This is a genomic window from Streptomyces sp. NBC_00726, assembly GCF_045161735.1.
Classification (GTDB): Bacteria; Actinomycetota; Actinomycetes; order Streptomycetales; family Streptomycetaceae; genus Streptomyces.
In genome coordinates this window covers 135,686-153,715 of sequence record NZ_CP108983.1, presented here as the reverse complement: position 1 = coordinate 153,715, position 18,030 = coordinate 135,686, and the positions used below count along the sequence as shown (strand labels likewise).

The 18,030-nt window shown below is 73.6% G+C and carries 19 protein-coding genes and 1 pseudogene; 11 read left to right on the top strand and 9 right to left on the bottom strand.

Going from position 1 to position 18,030, the window contains the following annotated elements; all coding sequences use genetic code 11:
• The 4 genes from OG338_RS00655 to OG338_RS00640 form a co-directional block, all read right to left on the bottom strand.
• A complete protein-coding gene (locus OG338_RS00655; RefSeq protein WP_405935424.1) occupies positions 1–1,428 on the bottom strand; it encodes a PP2C family protein-serine/threonine phosphatase in 1,428 nt (475 codons plus the stop codon).
• Positions 1,429–1,777: 349 nt separating this feature from the next.
• Entirely contained in the window at positions 1,778–2,407 is a 630-nt protein-coding gene (locus OG338_RS00650) for a YoaK family protein (protein ID WP_405940278.1), read from the bottom strand.
• Positions 2,408–2,430: 23 nt separating this feature from the next.
• Complete coding sequence (locus tag OG338_RS00645; RefSeq protein WP_405935423.1) at positions 2,431–3,804, bottom strand: cryptochrome/photolyase family protein; 1,374 nt, start codon at positions 3,802–3,804, stop codon at positions 2,431–2,433.
• 66 nt (positions 3,805–3,870) lie between these two features.
• Entirely contained in the window at positions 3,871–5,400 is a 1,530-nt protein-coding gene (locus OG338_RS00640) for an SDR family oxidoreductase (protein ID WP_405935422.1), read from the bottom strand.
• Positions 5,401–5,665: 265 nt separating this feature from the next.
• Between OG338_RS00640 and OG338_RS00635 the strand changes: the two genes are divergently transcribed.
• The 4 genes from OG338_RS00635 (at position 5,666) to OG338_RS00620 (ending at position 8,043) form a co-directional block, all read left to right on the top strand.
• Entirely contained in the window at positions 5,666–6,448 is a 783-nt protein-coding gene (locus OG338_RS00635) for a DUF4389 domain-containing protein (RefSeq protein ID WP_405935421.1), read from the top strand.
• Between the two features lie 42 nt (positions 6,449–6,490).
• Entirely contained in the window at positions 6,491–7,006 is a 516-nt protein-coding gene (locus tag OG338_RS00630; protein ID WP_405935420.1) for a DinB family protein, read from the top strand.
• A gap of 115 nt (positions 7,007–7,121) precedes the next feature.
• Positions 7,122–7,568, top strand: a complete 447-nt coding sequence (locus OG338_RS00625) for a nitroreductase family deazaflavin-dependent oxidoreductase (RefSeq protein WP_405935419.1) — start codon at positions 7,122–7,124, stop codon at positions 7,566–7,568.
• 67 nt (positions 7,569–7,635) lie between these two features.
• Complete coding sequence (locus tag OG338_RS00620) at positions 7,636–8,043, top strand: DUF6221 family protein (protein WP_405935418.1); 408 nt, start codon at positions 7,636–7,638, stop codon at positions 8,041–8,043.
• A 17-nt stretch (positions 8,044–8,060) separates the two neighbouring features.
• Here the strand turns inward: OG338_RS00620 and OG338_RS00615 are convergent, their stop codons facing one another.
• Positions 8,061–8,249, bottom strand: coding sequence for a DUF6381 family protein (locus OG338_RS00615; RefSeq protein WP_405935417.1), 189 nt, complete (start codon positions 8,247–8,249; stop codon positions 8,061–8,063).
• Between the two features lie 154 nt (positions 8,250–8,403).
• Here OG338_RS00615 and OG338_RS00610 point away from each other — a divergent pair, with 154 nt between their 5' ends.
• A complete protein-coding gene (locus OG338_RS00610; protein ID WP_405935416.1) occupies positions 8,404–9,396 on the top strand; it encodes a GlxA family transcriptional regulator in 993 nt (330 codons plus the stop codon).
• Positions 9,397–9,498: 102 nt separating this feature from the next.
• Positions 9,499–10,122: a cysteine hydrolase family protein gene (locus OG338_RS00605; RefSeq protein WP_405935415.1), complete on the top strand. Its 624-nt coding sequence runs from the start codon at positions 9,499–9,501 to the stop codon at positions 10,120–10,122.
• A 21-nt stretch (positions 10,123–10,143) separates the two neighbouring features.
• Here the strand turns inward: OG338_RS00605 and OG338_RS00600 are convergent, their stop codons facing one another.
• Together OG338_RS00600 and OG338_RS00595 are read right to left on the bottom strand one after the other, a co-directional pair.
• The gene (locus tag OG338_RS00600) at positions 10,144–10,815 is read right to left on the bottom strand and encodes a DUF4232 domain-containing protein (RefSeq protein ID WP_405935414.1); all 672 of its coding nucleotides are present in this window, start codon (positions 10,813–10,815) and stop codon (positions 10,144–10,146) included.
• 118 nt (positions 10,816–10,933) lie between these two features.
• Entirely contained in the window at positions 10,934–11,704 is a 771-nt protein-coding gene (locus tag OG338_RS00595) for a uracil-DNA glycosylase (RefSeq protein ID WP_405935413.1), read from the bottom strand.
• A gap of 131 nt (positions 11,705–11,835) precedes the next feature.
• Here OG338_RS00595 and OG338_RS00590 point away from each other — a divergent pair, with 131 nt between their 5' ends.
• The gene (locus OG338_RS00590) at positions 11,836–12,360 is read left to right on the top strand and encodes a DUF488 family protein (RefSeq protein ID WP_405935412.1); all 525 of its coding nucleotides are present in this window, start codon (positions 11,836–11,838) and stop codon (positions 12,358–12,360) included.
• Here the strand turns inward: OG338_RS00590 and sigJ are convergent.
• Complete coding sequence (gene sigJ / locus OG338_RS00585) at positions 12,342–13,301, bottom strand: RNA polymerase sigma factor SigJ (RefSeq protein ID WP_405935411.1); 960 nt, start codon at positions 13,299–13,301, stop codon at positions 12,342–12,344. The two genes, OG338_RS00590 and sigJ, sit on opposite strands and share 19 nt — an antisense overlap.
• A 241-nt stretch (positions 13,302–13,542) precedes the next feature.
• Here sigJ and OG338_RS00580 point away from each other — a divergent pair.
• Positions 13,543–13,971 (top strand): annotated as a pseudogene (locus tag OG338_RS00580) (sigma-70 family RNA polymerase sigma factor); the annotation flags it as partial.
• 30 nt (positions 13,972–14,001) lie between these two features.
• Here OG338_RS00580 and OG338_RS00575 read toward each other — a convergent pair.
• On the bottom strand, positions 14,002–14,445 hold the full coding sequence (locus OG338_RS00575) for an Asp23/Gls24 family envelope stress response protein (protein ID WP_405935410.1): 444 nt from the start codon (positions 14,443–14,445) through the stop codon (positions 14,002–14,004).
• A 192-nt stretch (positions 14,446–14,637) separates the two neighbouring features.
• Here OG338_RS00575 and OG338_RS00570 point away from each other — a divergent pair, with 192 nt between their 5' ends.
• From OG338_RS00570 to OG338_RS00560, 3 genes are read left to right on the top strand one after another with little or no spacing between them, the layout of a single operon-like run.
• A complete protein-coding gene (locus tag OG338_RS00570) occupies positions 14,638–15,300 on the top strand; it encodes a TetR/AcrR family transcriptional regulator (protein ID WP_405935409.1) in 663 nt (220 codons plus the stop codon).
• Positions 15,297–16,724: an MFS transporter gene (locus OG338_RS00565; protein ID WP_405935408.1), complete on the top strand. Its 1,428-nt coding sequence runs from the start codon at positions 15,297–15,299 to the stop codon at positions 16,722–16,724. Before OG338_RS00570 ends, OG338_RS00565 begins: the two co-directional genes overlap by 4 nt.
• 40 nt (positions 16,725–16,764) lie before the next feature.
• Positions 16,765–17,886, top strand: coding sequence for a lipid II:glycine glycyltransferase FemX (locus OG338_RS00560; protein WP_405935407.1), 1,122 nt, complete (start codon positions 16,765–16,767; stop codon positions 17,884–17,886).
• Positions 17,887–18,030: the final 144 nt, after the last annotated feature.

The following is an 18,030-nucleotide window of genomic DNA, read 5'->3' as shown; positions in this document are numbered from 1 at the left end:
TTACGCCCCGACGCGGGCGATCAGCACGCACGCGTCGTCCAGCCGCTCGGCCGTGCCGAACGCCTCGACGACGATTCGTACGCACTCCTGCGCCGAGCCGGCCCCGGCGAAGCGCGGGGCAAGCCCCAGCAGCGTCTCCGTGCCCGGGCGCGCACCACCGTGCCCGGCGGCGTCGTCGCGGGCCAGTCCGTCGGTGTGCAGCACCAGCACGTCGCCGGGCAGCAGGTGCGCGTCGGCCTGCTCATAGGCGGCCCCGGAGGCCGCTCCGAGCAGCACTCCGTCCGGCAGCGGCAGCGGGCGTCCGGTGCCGTCGCGGAAGAGCAGGGGCGCGGGGTGTCCGGCCTGCGCCCAGTCCAGGGTGCGGGTCGCCGGGTCGAACCTGCCGCACACGGCGCTGCCCAGCGCCGGCTGAATGGAGGTCTCCAGCAACTGATCGAGGTGCCCGAGAAGGGCGCCGGGCTCGATGCCGGCCGTCGCCATGCCGCGTACCGCGCCCATCACCACCGCCAGGGCGGAGGTGGCCCGGACGCCGTGGCCGGTGAGATCGCCGACGGTGAGCATCGTCCTGCCGTCGGGCAGCTCCATGGCGTCGTACCAGCCGCCGCCGACCAGGGCGCTCGTCTCGGACGGCAGGTAGTGCGCGGCGATGTCCAGGGCGCCGGGGTCGTGGTCGGGGAGCCGGAGGGAGGTCTGCCACGGCGGCAGGACCGGTTCCGCCGGTTCCGCCGGTTCCGCCGGGGCCCGGTGGCCGGTGCGGGGCTGTTCGCGGCGCAGCGAGTCATGGGTGCGGCGCACCACCTGCTGGCTGCGCCGCAGCGCGCTGACGTCGCGCAGGACGGCCCACATGGAGGCGGTGCGGCCGTCCGTGTCGAGCACGGGCTCGCCCATCATGTGCAGGGTCCGGACGCGCCCGTCGGTGTGCCGGATGCGGAACTCGCCGTCTATCGGCTTGCCGTCCACCAGGCAGTCCGTGACGAGCGCGGTGAGTAACGGCTGGTCCTCGGGGAGCAGCCGGGAGGGCAGGGCGTCCAGCGAGAGCCCGCCCGCCTCCGGGGCCCGGCCGAAGATCCGGAACAGCTCGTCGGACCAGCTGACCTCGTCGGTGAGCAGATTCCACTCGGCGCTGCCGACCCGGCCGATCAGGGAGCCGGCGGGCTCGTCGGCGGTATCCGCGGGCTGTTCGGCGGGCAGGCCGTCCCGGAGCTGTCCGAGATGGGTGCCGAGGTCGTCCAGGTGGTGCACCGCCAGCTCGCACAGCGCCCGCTGCCACCGGGTGTGCGGGTCGTCCTCGTCCACGACGCGCACGGCGTCGCGCCGCACCGCGTCCACGTCGCCGCGCAGCCGGCGCGTGCGGTGGATCAACGCGTCGACGGCCTCGCGCTCGGGCGGTTGTGGCGCGGAGCGGTCCGCGGAGAGGGGGGACGGCATGTCGTACTCCGATACAGGGCGGTACAACCAGTGACGAAGGGTGGACCGCATACGACTTTCGCACAGCCGGAAGAGGCCCGTAAGTGGTTTGGCAACACTCGATGCGTTCTTGCATCCGGCATATGCCAGCGGCTGACTGTAGCCCATTGTTCTTCGAACAGCCTTTCTGTTTACGGCGGTTGGTGCAAGTCGCGAGGCGAGCGGCGGGCGCGAGCGCACGGGAGCGCCGATCGTCGGGGCCGCCCGCGGCTCCGTGCGCTGGATCACAGTCCGGGTTCGGGATTGCGGGGAACGGACCGTGGTGGTTTATCGTTCACCTATATGTGGATGACGCGATGAGCGCCCACACTCAAGCCGCCCCGGCTGGATTCCCCCGATCCGGCCGGGGCTTCCCCTTTCCCACCGCCTCCACCAGCAGCGCCGCCACCGCCAGTGCCACGGCCACCAGCGCACCGCCCGCCGGCCACAGCCGTACGGTCAGCGCCGCGAGCGCGGCGCCGGCCACCACGGCGGCCAGCCGCCCGGCCGCCCAGCCGTCGTCGCCCCGCCGCGCCCCCACCGCGAGGCGGCCGACGAGCGAGGTCAGCGTGCCGGTGAAGTAGTTCGTGGGCGTCGCCCGGACCCGGCCCTGGACGCCCATCGCGAGTCCCATGAGCACCAGCAGGCCCAGCCGGTCCGCGTCCGACGTGACCGGCCGGGCCGCCCACAGCCCCGCCCCGGCCGCGAGCAGCACCACCTCGGCCAGCAGCATCAACGGCACCCGCCGCCACATCCGCTCACCGGCCAGCGCGGCACCGGCCACCCCGCAGCCGTACGAGACCAGCGCGGTGACCACCCGCAGCGCGACGCCCTCCTCGTCCGACCCGGCGGCCGAGGCGCCCAGCAGCACCAGGTTTCCGGTCATCACGCCGGCGAAGACCTGGCCGACACAGATGAAGACGAACGCGTCCGCCGCCCCGGACGCCGCCGACAGCAGCAACAGCGCGACGCGCTCCCGGCCCCTCACTCCAGACCACGCGCCCGGCGGAACCGGGTCAGGCCCTCGGCCAGCCGCACCACGGGCTCCGGGTAGTCCAGGCGCTCCCGCTCCTCGGCCGGGAGTCTCCACGGCTCGTGGACGGCGGACCCGGACACCGGGGACAGCTCCGGCACCCAGCGGCGGACGTACGCGCCGTCCCGGTCGAGGCGCTTGCCCTGCACGACGGGGTTGAGCACCCGGTTGGGGCGGCTGTCGGTGCCCGTGCCCGCCATCCACTGCCAGTTCATCTGGTTGTTGGGGATGTCGCCGTCCACCAGGAGGTCCAGGAAGTGGCGTGCCCCGACGCGCCAGTCCACGTACAGCGTCTTGGTGAGGAAGGAGGCGGTGAGCAGCCGGCCCCGGTTGTGCATCCAGCCCTCGTGGCGCAGCTGGCGCATCGCGGCGTCGACCATCGGATAGCCGGTGCGCCCCTGCCGCCATGCCTCGACCTCGTCGGCCGCGTCCGCCTCGGACCTCCACCGGTCGTGCTTGTCGCGGTAGTTCTCGTACGAGGAGGCGGGCCGGGCCGCGAGGACCTGGTAGTGGAACTCCCGCCAGCACAGCTGCCGTACGAACGCCTCGGCGCCCGCGCCGCCCGCGTCCCGGCACCGGTGCACCAGCTCGACGGGGGACAGGGTGCCGAAGTGCAGATGCGGCGAGAGCCGCGAGGTGCCGTCGGCCGCCAGGTCGTCGTGCCGGTCCTCGTACAAGGCGAGGCCCCGCCGCCGCCAGGCCGCGAACGCCTTGCGCCCCGCCTCCTCGCCGCCCGCCGCGAGCCCTTCCGACACACCGGGGACGCCGCCGCGCGAAGGCAGCTGCTCGGAGCGCACCCCCTCCGGCACCCGGACCGTGCGCGGCGCGCCGAACACCTCGCGCGGCCGCTCCCGCGCCCAGCGGCGGAAGTACGGGGTGAACACGGCGAAGTGGTCCGAGGAGGCGGGCGTCACCGCGCCGGGCGCCACCGCCGTGACCACCCCGTCGTGGACGCGCAGCCGGCGCCCGTCCGCCTCCAGCGCCGCGCGCAGCCGCTCTTCCCGGCGCCGGGCGTACGCGCTGACGCCGGCCGCCAGGTGCACCTCATCGGCCCCGGTCTCCGAGGCGACCGCGCACACCTCCCCGGCCACCTCCCCGGACCGGACGACCAGCCGACCGCCCCGGTGGCGCAGCCCGGCGTCCAGGTCGCGCAGACAGTCCGCGAGGAACGCGCGCCAGTTCGGGGCGTCGAAACCCGCCGCCCCGATCGCGCCGTCCCGGACGAACAGAGGCACGATCTCGTCGGCCGAGGCGAGCGCGGCGCGCAGCGGCGGATGGTCGTGCAGACGGAGGTCGGCGGTGAACAGGACGACCGCGACGGACATGGCGCAACTCCAGATGAGGCGGGGACAGCCATGCTGCCGTCACCCCGCCGCCCCGGACCGCACCGCTCAGGGCGACACCGCGGGTACCGCCCGTCCGGGTGACGTCCGGTTCTCCGCCGCCCGCGCGATGTTGCGCGCCATCCCGCCGAACACCAGGGCGTGGAACGGCGAGACACCCCACCAGTACGCGTGCCCGAGCAGCCCGCGCGGATGGAACAGGGCCCGCTGCCGGTAGCGCGACCGGCCCTCCCCGGCCCGCTCCACGTACATCTCCAGCCAGGCCGGGCCCGGCAGCCGCATCTCCGCCCGCAGCCGCAGCAGGCGCCCCGGCTCGATCTCCTCGACCCGCCAGAAGTCCAGCGAGTCGCCCGCCCGCAGCCGGTCCGTGTCGCGCCGCCCGCGCCGCAGGCCGACGCCGCCCACCAGCCGGTCCAGCCGGCCGCGCACCGCCCAGGCCGGCGGGAACGAATACCAGCCGTGCTCTCCGCCGATGCCCTCCACCACCCGCCACAGGGCCTCCGCCGACGCGTTCACCTCGCGCTCCCGCACATCCGTGTACAGGCTGCCGCCCGCCCAGTCGGGGTCCGTGGGCAGCGGGTCGCTGGGCACGCCCGGCACCGAGGCGGAGGACCACCGGGTGGTGACCCGGGCCTCCCGGACGCGTTGCAGCGCCAGGCGCAGCGCCGTGTCGAAGGCGAACGGCTGCCCCGCGCCGTCGGGGACGTACCCCGTGATGTCGTGCTCCCCGCACACCACCTCGTACCGCAGGGACTCGGCGAGCGGCCGGGCGATCGACGCGGGCACGGGTGTGATGAGCCCGACCCAGTGGCTGGAAAGGCCCGGGGACAGCATCGGCACGGGCAGGATCAGCCGGTGCGGCAGCTCCGCCACCTCCGCGTAACGCTGCATCATGTCCCGGTACGTGAGGACGTCGGGACCGCCGATGTCGAAGGTGCGGTTCACGTCCCGGGGCATGCGGGCGCTGCCCACCAGATAGCGCAGCACATCGCGGACGGCGATCGGCTGGATGCGCGTCGACACCCAGCTCGGGGTCACCATCACCGGCAGCCGCTCGGTGAGATAGCGCAGCATCTCGAAGGACGCGGAGCCCGAGCCGATGATGACGGCGGCGCGCAGCGCGGTCGTCGGCACGCCGGAGTCCAGCAGGATGCGCCCGACCTCGGCCCGGGAGCGCAGATGCGGCGACAGCTCCCGCTCGGACACGCCTTCGGGGGTGAGGCCGCCCAGATAGACGATGCGGCCGACCCCGGCGGCCCGCGCCCGCTCCGCGAAGGCCGTGGCGGCCCGCCGGTCGGTCTCCTCGAAACCGGCCCCGGTCGTCAGCGCGTGCACCAGGTAGTACGCGACGTCGATGCCGTCCATCGCCGGGGTGAGCGTGGCCGGGTCCGTGACATCGCCGCGCACCGTCTCCACCTCGCCGGCCCAGGGGTGGTCGCGCAGCTTCTCCGGGGTGCGGGCCAGACACCGCACCCGGTGGCCGGCCGCCAGCAGCTCCGGGACCAGCCGGCCGCCGATATAGCCGCTGGCGCCGGTGACCAGGCAGTTCAGGGGTGTGCCGGCGTGGCCGTCCGCCATGAGACCTCCGCATCGGTTCGGATGCGCCGGGCCGTGCGGGACCGGCCCGTCGCGACCAGTCTGACGCCGGGCGGCCCGCCCCGCACGGCGCGCGGGGTGTGGTCCGGCGCTCGCGGGGCATCCGTCGCGCATGGACGCAGCGGCGGCAGGACCCCGGCCCCGTAAGCGCTGACCTGCGGCGGTACGGCTACCCGATCGGCCCGCGGCCGATTGCGGACCGGGTCCGGCGGGCCGACGGTGGAAGGCCACGCCGGAGAGGAGCGACATGAGCGACGCCCAGTGGAGCCCGGGGCCACGCGCCGGGGACGCCGACGAGTTCCGGCCCGTGCTGGACGTCGTGGAACCCGTCCGCCAACGGCGGCTCACCGTGTTCTTCCGGCTGCTCCTGCTGATCCCGCACTTCATCGTGCTGTTCTTCCTGGAGATCGGCGCCTTCTTCACCGTGATCTTCGGCTGGTTCGCCGCCCTGGCGCTCGCCCGGCTGCCCGGGCCCGTCTACCGCTTCCTCGCCCAGGTCCTGGCCTACCGGACCCGGGTCGGCGCGAGCGCCATGCTCCTCGTCGACCGCTATCCGCCCTTCACCCTGTACCAGCCGCCGGAGCACCCCGTCCGCATCGACGTCCGCCCGACGCGGCTGAATCGGATCGCCGTCTTCTTCCGGCTGATCCTGGTCATCCCCGCCGCGATCGTGCAGGGCCTCGCCACGTCCGGCTGGTCCGCCCTGGCCGTCCTGTGGTGGCTCATCACGCTGATCCTGGGGCGCATGCCCCGCCCGCTGTTCGAGGCCACGGCGGCCACCCTGCGCTACGAGACGCGGGTGTCCGCCTACTTCGCCCTGCTCAGCCCCGCCTACCCCAAGGGACTCTTCGGCGACGACGACCTCTCCGTACCGCGGGGGCAGCCCCGGTCCGCCACCCGGCCGCTGGTCATGAGCACCGCGGGCAAGGCCCTGGTGGTCCTCTTCCTGGTCCTCGGGCTCGTCGGCGGTGCCACCACGTCCGTGACCCGCTCCGCATCGGACGGCGACGGCTACAGCATGCACGCGTAAAACGGCTCGTACGAAAAGCTGTTCGGGGTGCATGATCGCCCGATGACCTGGACCGCACCCGCAGCCACCCGTACGCCGGGCTCGCTCGTCGCCGCCGAACGGGAGATGCTCACCGGCTTCCTCGGCTGGTTCCGCTCGACCCTCCTCCAGAAGTGCGCCGGACTCACCGGTGAACAGCTCGCCGAACGGACGGTCGAACCGTCGAACCTGTCCCTGCTGGGGCTCGTACGCCATATGGCCAAGGTCGAACGCACCTGGTTCCGGCAGCGGTTCGCCGGGGAGGACCTGGAGCCCCTGTACGACCCGGCCAGGGGCAAGGACGCGGACTTCGAGGACCTGGACCCCGCCACGGCCGCCGAGGACTACGCCCGGCTGGTCGAGCAGTGCCGGCTCGCCGACGAGATCGTCGCCGGAGCCTCGCTGGACGACACCTTCACCCACGACGGCGAGGTGTACTCGCTGCGCCTCGTGCACATCCACATGATCGCGGAGTACGCGCGCCACATCGGCCACGCCGACCTGGTGCGCGAGCGGCTGGACGGGGTCACCGGGGCCTGACCGCGACACGACGGCCGGGGCTGATTAGCCCGTGGCGGCAGGCGTTGAAGCCATGATGAGATGCCGCGGCCGGCGAGGAGCCACGGCCGGACAGACCGACGACGGGACAGAACGCATGCCTCTCCAGGGCGAGTACGAGCCGAGCCCCTCCCAGTGGGTTCGCGACCAGGTCGAGCAGTACGAGAGCTCGGGCGGCACGGAAGGGACGACGATGCGCGGCCTGCCCGTCATCGTCCTGACGACCGTGGGCGCCAAGAGCGGAAAGATCCGCAAGACGCCCCTGATGCGCGTCGAGCACGACGGCCGGTACGCGGTCGTCGCCTCCCAGGGCGGCGCCCCGACCCACCCCGTCTGGTACCACAACCTCAAGGCCGACCCGCGCGCCGAGCTCCAGGACGGCCCGGTCCGCCGCGATATGACGGCACGTGAGGTCACCGGCGCGGAGAAGGACCAGTGGTGGGAGCGCGCGGTCGACGCGTTCCCCGACTACGCCGACTACCAGAAGAAGACGGACCGGCAGATCCCCGTCTTCGTGCTGGAGCCGGTGGACGGGGCCCACTGAGGCACCTCGGGATAGTGTCCAGCTCGGCCCCCAGGGGGTGGGGCCGAGCGGAAGGATGCGAAACCAGATGACGACAGACAACTCCGACCTCGTCGCCTTCGTCAGGGCGCGCCTGGACGAGGAGGAAGACCTCGCCAGGGCGGCCGGCGGCGAGGCATGGCGGTGCCCGGCCGGGACACCCGGCGAGATCCACGACCGGGGCGGCGCGATCGCCTTCACCCTGCGCACCCACGGCCACGCCTACGACCGGCACATCGTCCGCCAGGACCCGGCCCGTACGCTCCAGCGCATCGAGACCCACCGGGTCCTCCTGGACGAGTACGCCGAGGTGGCCGCGCTCGACGTGGACCGCCCGCAGCGCGACTTCGCCTCCGGCCGGGCCTTCGGCCTGGGCTTCGTGGTCCGGCAGCTGGCCGCCGAGAACGCCGGCCACCCCGACTACCTGGTGAAGTGGCTGCCCCGGTTCACCCAGTAGCGGACCGGCCCGCCGGCTCAGAGCGCGTTCGTCCCGTGGTCGCCCTTGGTGGTCACCTGGTCGCTCCGCTCCTGGAGCCGGCGGGCCTTGTCCTGGAGGCGCCGGCGCTCCCGCGGGTCCGATGTGCGCTCGGCGGTCTCCCGCATCTCCTCGGCCTTCGCCCGGATGCGCTCGGCCCGGCCGCCGGTCTCGTCCGCAACGCTCATGATCACTCCAGGTTCTCGGTGGAGAGCCGTCCCTCCCAGCGAACCAGCGCACCCGGGTGCCCGCATCCCGGACGCCGGACCCGGCCGCACCGGTGTCCGAATGTGACAGGGAACCGTCATTGCGGCCATCCGCGCGGTTGGCCAGGATGGAGTCATGCCCACCGCACACCGCGTCGTCATCGCGGTCTTCCCCGGCGTCGACCTCCTCGACGTCTCCGGCCCCGCCGAGGTCTTCGCCCTGGCCAACCGGGTGTCCGAGGGCCACGACCGCTACCGGGTCCGGCTGGCCGGGCCCGGGGCGGGCGAGGTCAGGACCTCGGCGGGGGTGCGGCTGCTGACCGACCTCACCTTCGGCGAGGTGGGCCGGGAGGTCGACACCCTGCTGGTGCCCGGCGCGGTCGACATGACCGACGACGGGCCCGTCGCCCGGGTCGACACGGACATCGTGACCTGGGTACGGGAGACCGCCCCGCACGCCCGCCGGGTGGCGTCCGTGTGCGTCGGCGCGCATCTGCTGGCCGCCGCCGGACTCCTGGACGGCAGGACGGCGACCACGCACTGGTCGACCGCCGCCCAGCTCGCCGCCGCGCACCCGGAGGTCACGGTCGACGCGGACCCGATCTTCGTACGCGCCGATCGGGGCCGGGTGTGGACCGGCGCCGGGATCAGCGCCTGCCTGGACCTCGCGCTCGCCCTGGTGGCCGAGGACCTGGGCGAGGACACCGCGCTCGCCGTGGCACGCCAGCTGGTGATGTACCTCAAGCGGCAGGGCGGGCAGAGCCAGTTCTCCGTGCCGCTGAGCAGACCGGCCGCCTCCCGGCGTGAGATCGACGCGCTGCGGCTGTGGATCGCGGACCACCTGGACCAGGACCTGTCCGCACCGGTGCTCGCGGCACGCATGTGCCTGAGCGAACGCCATTTCGCCCGGGTCTTCAAACAGGAGACCGGGGTCTCCCCGGCCGCCTATGTGGAGTCCGCCCGGGTCGAGGCGGCCCGCCGGCTCCTGGAGACCACCGACGACCCGCTGGACCGGGTGGCGGCCGCCGCCGGCCTCGGGTCGGCGGAGACCCTGCACCGCGTGTTCCGGCGGCAGATCGCCACCACACCGGCCGCCTACCGCCGCCGCTTCCGCACCCACGCGGCCTGACGGCTCCGCCCCCACACCTCTTACCTGGCACGGCGTACGGCTTCGCCGTGCCCGGAAGCCTGCCCACGACAACCTGCCCACCACCCCGAGAAAGGCACCACCATGACCACGAACCAGCCCTCCGCGACCCTCCGTGAGGTCTCCGGCCTGGACGCCCGGCTGCCCCGGCTGAGCGAGTCCGTGCTGATCCTCATCGACGTCCAGAACACCTACCGCACCGGCGTCATGGCCCTGGAGGGCGCCGAGGAGGCCGTCGCGGCCTGCGCCCGCCTCCTGGACCGGGCCAGGGCCGCCGGCACGCCGGTGGTCCATGTCATCCACGACGGCGGCGAGGGCTCCCCGTACGACATCCGCGAGCACATCGGCGCCCTCAGTGACGAGGTGGCGCCCCGGGAGGGCGAGGCTGTGGTCGTGAAGCAGTTCCCGAACTCCTTCCACCGCACGGAGCTGGCGAAGACCCTCACCGCCCTGGGCGCGGAGCCCGGCAGCGGCAAGGACCTGGTGCTCGCCGGGTTCATGGCCCATATGTGCGTCACGCACACCGCGCAGGGCGCGTTCAACCTGGGCTACCGGCCCGCCGTCGTCGCCGAGGCCACGGCGACCCGCAGCCTGCCCGCGCCCGACGGCACGGTGGTCCCGGCCGGCACGCTCAAGACCGCCGCGCTCACCGCCGTCGGCGACCTGTTCGCGCCGGTCGCCCCGACGGTGGACGACCTGCCCGCCTGACGGCGGGCCCCGGCGGGGACGTCAGCGCTCGACCGACGTGGTCGTGAAGCGGTCGCCGCAGACGCGGATCTGCGGGTCCCGCAGGGTCAGCGCCTCCTTGGAGCCCGGCGGGTACACCCGCAGGTAGTCGCCCCGCTTCCAGCAGCCGCCGTCCGCGATGCCCTGGTTCAGGGTGTGCAGCACGACGTGCGCCGTCCCGCCGGCGGCCAGCACCGTCGCCCCGTGCGAGGCGCCGTCGCGCTCGGCCGGGGCGCCGATGACGGCGCCGTCACGCTGGATCAGGGACACCCCGGGGAAGCCGTTCAGGGTGCAGGAGTGCCCGGACTTGTTCACGAACATGAGCTCGTAGTAGACCTGCCCGGCGCCCCCGTCGCCCTGCTTCACGCTCATGCCCAGCCCCTCGGCCGTGCACCGGGCGGGACCTGCGGCGTCGGACCCGGACGACGCGCCGGAGTCGCTGGGCGCGGCGGGGGAGGACGGCGTGGTCGCCGGGGGCGAGGAGGCCGGGCCGGACGGCTGCGGCGAGGTCTGCGCGGGGCCCGTCGTCCCGGCGTGGGCCGCGGGCGAGGGCGAGGCCGATGCGGAGCCGTCGTCGTTGCAGCCCGCCGCGACGAGGGCGAACGACATCATCGCGACGGGCACGAGGAGGCGGCGGCGGAGCGTACGGCTGGTGGTGCGAGAAAGTGTGCCCATAACGGGCGCCTGCTCGATTTTCCGTCATCCCAATCTGATGAGCCGGCAAAAAATCCCGTGGACCGGTGGGCCGGTTGGGCCGGTGGGCCGCCCCGAAGAGTGCCGTGCACCGCCCCGGTCACTCCGGCTCCGGCCGGACCACTCGCAGCCCCGCCGTCTCCGCCGCCCCCGCCAGCACCTCGCGGAGCATCGCCGGGGTGAGCCGGCCGGTGAACACATTGCGCCGGCTGACGTGGTAGCAGCCGAACACCGTCAGCGGGCCGCCCGCCCCGTCGGCCGGTTCCAGCACCGTACGGGCGCCGTGGCCGAACACCGGCCGGGGCCGGGGCACCCGCCACCCGGCCCGTTCCAGGGCGGCCAGGGCCGCCTGCCAGCCGAAGCCGCCGAGCACGACGGCCGACCGCACCGTGGGCCGCAGCAGCCGGAGCTCCCGCGCCAGCCACGGCCGGCAGGTGTCCCGCTCACCCGGCGTGGGGCGGTTGGCGGGCGGCGCGCAGTGCACGGGGGACGTCACCCGGACCCCGTACAGTTCCAGCCCGTCGGCCGGGTCCGTCACCGTGGACCGGGAGGCCAGCCCCAGCTCGTACAGCGTGGCGTACAGCAGATCGCCGGCCTGGTCGCCGGTGAACATCCTGCCCGTCCGGTTCGCGCCGTGCGCGGCGGGCGCCAGGCCCGTGACGGCCAGGGCGGCGTCGGAGGGCCCGAAGCCGGGTACGGGGCGCGCCCAGTACTCCCAGTCGCGGAACGCGGGGCGTTTGATACGGGCGGTCTCCTCGCGCCACTCCACGAGGCGGGGACAGGCACGGCACATGACCAGTCGCCCGTCGAGCTCCGCCAGCGTACGGGAGCGGGCGGCGGCCCGTACGGGGTAGTCATCGGCGGTACACATGATCGACCCGCTTCCGTCTTCCGGATTCCCGCCCGGTGGCGTGCTCACCGAAAGGAGCGTACCCAGGGCTGGAGAGGAACACGGCCGGGGAAACGGCCCGCGCACGACGGGAAACGAAGGGAAGCCGGGCCATGCACCGCATCTGCACGGTCGGCCACTCGACCAGGGAGTTCTGCGAACTGGTGGAACTGCTGCGCCGCAACGACGTCACCCTGCTGGCCGACGTGCGCTCGTACCCCTCGTCCCGGAAGGTTCCGCAGTGGAACCGGCGGAACATCGCCGACTCGCTGCCGCCCGGCATCGGCTACCGGTGGCTCCCGAAGCTGGGCGGCCGCCGGCACACCCCGAAGGGCGTCCCGACCGCGAACGGCGCCTGGCGGGTCAAGGCATTCCGTGACTACGCCGATTACATGGCGACGGACGCCTTCCGGGAAGGGCTGGACGAACTCCTGGAACTCGCCGAGGACACCCGGCCGGCGATCATGTGCAGCGAGGCCGTGCCGTGGCGCTGCCACCGCAGACTCATCACCGACGCGCTGATCGTCGCGGGCGCGGAGGTCGTGGACATCCTGTCGCCCACCTCGACGCGGCCCGCGGTCCTGAACGAGGACGCGCGGGTCCGCGACGGCCGGCTGACCTACCCGCCCCACGACTGAGGCGCCGGCCCGGACCCGCCGTGCCCGGGCCAGGTCCGCAGCTTCTCCGGGTTGCGTACCGCCCAGATGCGGTGCACACGGTCCCCGGCGACGCCGAACGCGGCCACGGTGACGATGACCCCGGAGTGCTGGGCGACCAGGCCGGGCCGTCCGTTCACCGTCCGTTCCAGCAGCAGGAGTTCGGGCACCTTGTCCGCGAAGTGGACCAGGTACTGGGCGACCCGCTCGGCGCCCTCGACCGGGCGCAGGGCCGCCCCGGCCAGCCCGCCGCCATCGGTGATCATCGCCGCCTCCGGGTCGAGCAGGCCGATGAGCGCCTTGATGTCCTTGGCCTCCCAGGCGTCCTTGAACTCCCGCACCAGGACCGCCTGTCCGGCCGCCGGGACCGCCTCGGCGCGGGCGTCCCGGAGGCGGCGGCGGGCCGACGCGGCGAGCTGCCGGCAGGCCGGGGCGCTCCGGCCGACGATGTCCGCCACCTCCGCGAAGGGGTACCGGAACACGTCGTGCAGGACGAACGTCACTCGCTCGGCCGGGGTCATGGACTCCAGCACCACCAGGAAGGCCATGCTCACGGACTCGTCCAGGGTGACCCGGTCCGCCGGGTCCGCCCGGTCGCCGCGGCCCCCGTCGGCGCGCCCGCCGGCCCACTCGGAGCGGTCGGGCAACGGCTCCGGTATCCACTCACCGACGTAACGCTCCCGCCTGACCCGCGCCGAGCCCAGCACATCGAGGCAGACCCGGCTGGCCACCGTCGTCAGCCACGCCCCGGGCGTCGCGATGGCGCCCCGCTGCTCCGGTGACATCGCGTACCACCGGGCGTACGTCTCCTGTACGGCGTCCTCCGCCTCGGCGACCGAACCGAGCATCCGGTAGGCGAGGTTCATCAGCTGCCGCCGCTCACCGATGACGGCGCTCAGCTCCGGCTCGGAAGGTGTGCTCATGTACGTGACCGCCCCTGGTTGTCGTCGTGCGTTTCCGCTGCCGACGGTCCGACGGAACAGCCCGCCGGAATGTGAGGCGGCCGGCCAACCTTATTCCTGGAACACCCCCTTGGTGTGTGGAACGCATGGCTCCGGGTAGTCGCAGCTTCGCGCACGCGTAAGCAGCCGCCGTCCGACGGAAGGGAATGACCGCCATGCCGACATCCGTAGCCGCGCAGATGCCGGGGGCCGTGACCGGGGCAAGGCCAAGGAGGAGCTGGCCACTCCGCTCGGCCGGGAGGCCACCGTCGCCGAACTCGCGGAACGCCTCGGCATCGGCGAGGAGGACGTCATCGAGGGCCTGGTCGCCTCCAACGGCTACACCGCGCACTCGCTGGACGTGCCCCTCGACGGGGCGGAGTCCGACAGCCCCAGCGGGGTGAGCCGCACTCACGCGGACATCACCGGCGAGTGCGACCCGGGGATCGAACTGGTCGAGAATCTGCACGCCCTGGCGCCCCTGCTGGAGACGCTGGATGAACGGGAGCGCGCCATCGTCCGGATGCGCTTCGGCGAGGAGATGACGCAGTCCCGGATAGGTGAACGCCTCGGTCTCTCCCAGATGCACGTTTCACGGCTGATCGCCCGCATACTGGGCCGGCTCCGCGAAGGCATCCTCACCGAGGACTGAGAACCCGTCCACCGGGTCCGCCGGGGGCCGTCACCGGACGCGCGATGACGACTCGTCCTCGTCCTCGTCGTCGTCCGAACCCGGCACATGGACGTCGGCGACGTTGATGTTGATCTCGACCACTTCGAGACCCGTCATCGTCTCGACCGCGTCCGTGACGTTCGTACGGAGACTGCGCGCGGTGTCCGCGATGGGGACGCCGTACTCCACGACGATGTCGACGTCGATGGCGGTCTGCTTCTCGCCGACCTCCACCTTGACGCCCCGCCCCGGATCGCTGGAGCGGGAGACCTTGTCCTTGACGGCGCCGAGCGCGCGCGACGGGCCCTTGCCGACGTTGTGGACCCCGTCGGTCTCCCGTACCGCGATACCGGCGATGGCCGACACCACGCCGTCCGCGATGGTCGTGGTCCCTCGGGTGCCGCCCGCCGCACCGTCGTTCAGCTTGGTGCCGCTGCTTTCGTTGGTCGCCATGAGTGCCTCACACGGAAAGAGCTGGGTGGGGTGAGGGGCTGCCCGGCGGAAGCCGTTCCGCCCCTCGATCCACTCTCCTCCGGCTCCCGCGCCCCCGCCATTCGGGTGATCGCCACATGTGACGAAGAGCCCCGGCGGCGTGCCGCGCCCAAGGAGTAGACAGTGTCTACTCGCGCCTGGTAGACACTGTCCATGGATCAAGTGAGCCAACCGAACTCCCTGCGGGAGCGCCTGATCGACGCGGGTGTCGACCTCGTCATGACCGAGGGCTCCGCGTCGCTCGGCCTGCGCGAGATCGCCCGCCGCGCCGGCGTCTCCCACGGCGCCCCGCGCCGCTACTTCCCGACCCATCACGCCCTGCTCTCCGCCATCGCCCGGCGCGGCTTCACCGAACTCGCCGCCCGGTTCACGGCGGCGGCCGAGGGGGCCGGGACACCGCGCGAGCAGCTGCGGGGCCTCGCCGACGCCTTCCTGGACTACGCGGGGGAGTGCGGCGGCATGTTCGAGCTGATGTTCCGCCACGACCTGCTCGACAGCGAGGCCCACGCGGACGACGCGGAAGCGGACGCACCCGCTCCGCCGCGCCTGCGCGAGTCGACCCTGCCGCTGTTCGCGCGGCTCGTCGAACTCGTCGCCCAGGACCGCGCCCACCACACGGAGAACGGCACCGGACCCTTGTACGACTCCGCCCCGCCACCTGCCCTGACCGCGGCCGCCCTGTGGACCAATCTGCACGGCATCGCCGTGCTCCGGGCGAGCGGCAGCCTCCAACTCGCCTTTCCCGGCCCGGGCGAGGCACCCGACCCGCTCGTCACGGCGCTGCTCGACGCCCACCTCGGCCGGGTGGCCGCGTGACCCTCACCGCCGTACGGCCCCGCGCCGCGCTCCTCGCCTCCGTGGCGGGCGCGATGATCGTCGCCCTGGACGGCACCGTGCTGCTCGTCGCCCAGCCGGACCTGCGCAGCGACCTCGGGGCGACCGTCACCGAGGTCCAGTGGACGAGCACCGCCTACCTCCTCGCGGTCGCCGCCCTCCTCGTGATCGCCGGCCGGCTCGGGGACCGGTACGGGCACCGGCGGCTGCTGTGCGTCGGTGTCCTCGGCTTCGGCGCCGCGTCGGCCGGCATCGCCCTCGCCGACGGCATCGGCCCCGTGATCGCCCTGCGCGCCGCACAAGGCGTGTTCGGCGCGCTTCTGCAACCGGCGACGCTCGCCCTGCTCCGGCTCGTCCACCCCGCCGACCGGCTCGGCCGCGCCGTCGCCCTCCGGACCAGCGCGATCGGGGTGGCCGCGGCGGCCGGTCCGGTGCTCGGCGGACTCCTCGTCACGCACTGGGGCTGGCGCGCCGTCTTCCTGGTCAACATCCCGGCCGCCCTGGCCATCGCCGCGCTCACCCTCGCCGTGCGGACCCCGGACCTGCCGCCCGCCGCGCACCGGCGGTTCGACCTCACCGCCGGCGTCCTTCTGGCCGCCGCGCTCGCCGCCCTCGTCCACACCCTGGCCGGCGTCCCCGACGCGGGATGGACCGGCACCCGGACCGGGCTCGGGCTGCTGCTGAGCGTGTTCCTCGGGGCGGCGCTCGTCGCGTACGAACACCGCAGCGCCCAGCCGGTCGTGCCGCCGGCGGTGACGCGCTCGGTGCCCGTGATGGCGTCCATGGCGCTGCTCCTCACCACCTCCGGCGGCTTGTTCGGCGCGCTGTTCGTCGTCACGTTCCTCCTTCAGCAGGGGCTCGGCCTCGATCCGCTCACCACCGGGCTGCGCTGCCTGCCGCTGACCCTGCTGATGATCGCCGGGGCGCCCGCGGCCTCGGCCGCGCTCGGCCGGTTCGGGCCGCGCCGCACCGCGATCGCCGGCCAGCTGTGCGTCGTCCTCGCCGTCCTCGGCCTCTCCCGGCCGGGCTCCGCGTGGGAGACCGGCCTCGTCCTCGCGGTGCTGGGCGCGGGCTTCACCGCCGTCATGGTCACCGCCACCGGGACCGTCGTCGGGGACGCCCCGCCCGGATACGCCGGAGTGGTCGGCGGCCTCAAACAGACCGCCATGAACGTGGGCCCCGCCCTCGGGATCGCCGTGGCCGCCGGACTGATGCCGCTCACCCCGTCGGGCGTCACCGACCCGGGGAACCAGGCCCTCCCCGTAACGGATTTCGCCCCGGGCCAGGCGCTGCTCGCGGTGGCGGTGCTCGCCGCGCTGGGCCTGATACCGGCGTCGCGGCTGCCCCGGCGCCGACGTCTCGCCCGAACGCCCGCCCGCGTCGTGGGGTGCGGCGACCGCCAGTAGGCTGCCGGAGGATCACGACCCGTGGACGAGGAGCAGACCGATGGACCTCCGCCTGAGGACGATCAGCCGGGACGAGCACCTGGCGTACATCGGCGGTCTGCCGTCCGCGAGCCACATGCAGGTCCCGTCCTGGGGCGAGGTGAAGCCCGACTGGCGGGCGGAGAGCCTGGGCTGGTTCGACGGCTCGGGCAGGATCACCGGCACCGCCCTGGTCCTGTACCGGCCGCTGCCGAAGATCAATCGCCACCTCGCCTACCTCCCCGAGGGCCCCGTCATCGACTGGTACGACGACGACCCCGGCCGGTGGCTGAACCCGCTTCTGGACCACCTCAAGGGGCGGGGCGCGTTCAGCGTGAGGATGGGCCCGCCCGTCGTCGCCCGCCGCTGGGACGCGGCCACCGTGAAGGAGGCCATCGCCGACCCCGGGGTGCACCGCCTCGGCGAGGTCGCGCCCACCGAACAGGACCCCCGCGCCCTCGTACTGACGGACCGTCTGCGGGCCATGGGCTGGCAGCGCTCCGGGGGTGACGGCGAGGACGGATTCGCCGCCGGCCAGCCGCGTTACGTCTTCCAGCTCCCCCTCGCCGGCCGCTCGCCCGACGACCTCCTGGCCGGGTTCAACCAGCTGTGGCGGCGCAACGTCAAGAAGGCGGAGAAGGCCGGCGTCAAGATCGTCCAGGGCGACTACGCCGACCTGTACACCTTCTACGCGCTCTACACCGAGACCGCCGAACGCGACCGGTTCATCCCCCGCCCCCTGGCGTACTTCCAGCGCATGTGGAAGGCGCTCACCGCCGAACACCCCGACCGGATGCGGCTCTACCTCGCCGCGCACGACGGCGAGGTGCTGGCCGCCGCCACCATGCTCACCGTCGGCGGACACGTCTGGTACTCGTACGGTGCGTCCACCAGCCGCCGGCGCGAGGTCCAGCCCAACAACGCCATCCAGTGGCAGATGATCCGCGACGCCCACGCGATGGGCGCGCACGTCTACGACTTCCGGGGCACCACCGACACCCTGGACGAGTCCAGCCATCTGCTCGGGCTGCTCCGCTTCAAGGCCGGCACCGGCGGGCAGGCCGCCGAATACGTCGGCGAGTGGGACTACCCGCTCAACAGGGTCCTGCACAAGGCGTTCAGCCTGTACATGGCCCGGCGGTAGCGCGTCACCCCGGAACCGCTCGCCGGGGTCGCCGGTGCCCGGGGTGTCGGCGGTCATGACGCACACCACGGCCGGAAGGTGCTCTGCGTCATACGGGGGCCGGCCAGGGGCGCAGTACGCTGCACGGCGATCCAGGACCCGAGG

Coding starts and splice junctions, on each gene's coding strand:
- OG338_RS00655 (WP_405935424.1), bottom strand. CDS start 1,428: ATGCCGTCCCCCCTCTCCGCGGACCGCTCCGCGCCACAACCGCCCGAG.
- OG338_RS00645 (WP_405935423.1), bottom strand. CDS start 3,804: ATGTCCGTCGCGGTCGTCCTGTTCACCGCCGACCTCCGTCTGCACGAC.
- OG338_RS00640 (WP_405935422.1), bottom strand. CDS start 5,400: ATGGCGGACGGCCACGCCGGCACACCCCTGAACTGCCTGGTCACCGGC.
- OG338_RS00635 (WP_405935421.1), top strand. CDS start 5,666: ATGAGCGACGCCCAGTGGAGCCCGGGGCCACGCGCCGGGGACGCCGAC.
- OG338_RS00630 (WP_405935420.1), top strand. CDS start 6,491: ATGACCTGGACCGCACCCGCAGCCACCCGTACGCCGGGCTCGCTCGTC.
- OG338_RS00625 (WP_405935419.1), top strand. CDS start 7,122: ATGCCTCTCCAGGGCGAGTACGAGCCGAGCCCCTCCCAGTGGGTTCGC.
- OG338_RS00620 (WP_405935418.1), top strand. CDS start 7,636: ATGACGACAGACAACTCCGACCTCGTCGCCTTCGTCAGGGCGCGCCTG.
- OG338_RS00615 (WP_405935417.1), bottom strand. CDS start 8,249: ATGAGCGTTGCGGACGAGACCGGCGGCCGGGCCGAGCGCATCCGGGCG.
- OG338_RS00610 (WP_405935416.1), top strand. CDS start 8,404: ATGCCCACCGCACACCGCGTCGTCATCGCGGTCTTCCCCGGCGTCGAC.
- OG338_RS00605 (WP_405935415.1), top strand. CDS start 9,499: ATGACCACGAACCAGCCCTCCGCGACCCTCCGTGAGGTCTCCGGCCTG.
- OG338_RS00600 (WP_405935414.1), bottom strand. CDS start 10,815: ATGGGCACACTTTCTCGCACCACCAGCCGTACGCTCCGCCGCCGCCTC.
- OG338_RS00595 (WP_405935413.1), bottom strand. CDS start 11,704: ATGTGTACCGCCGATGACTACCCCGTACGGGCCGCCGCCCGCTCCCGT.
- OG338_RS00590 (WP_405935412.1), top strand. CDS start 11,836: ATGCACCGCATCTGCACGGTCGGCCACTCGACCAGGGAGTTCTGCGAA.
- sigJ (WP_405935411.1), bottom strand. CDS start 13,301: ATGAGCACACCTTCCGAGCCGGAGCTGAGCGCCGTCATCGGTGAGCGG.
- OG338_RS00575 (WP_405935410.1), bottom strand. CDS start 14,445: ATGGCGACCAACGAAAGCAGCGGCACCAAGCTGAACGACGGTGCGGCG.
- OG338_RS00570 (WP_405935409.1), top strand. CDS start 14,638: ATGGATCAAGTGAGCCAACCGAACTCCCTGCGGGAGCGCCTGATCGAC.
- OG338_RS00560 (WP_405935407.1), top strand. CDS start 16,765: ATGGACCTCCGCCTGAGGACGATCAGCCGGGACGAGCACCTGGCGTAC.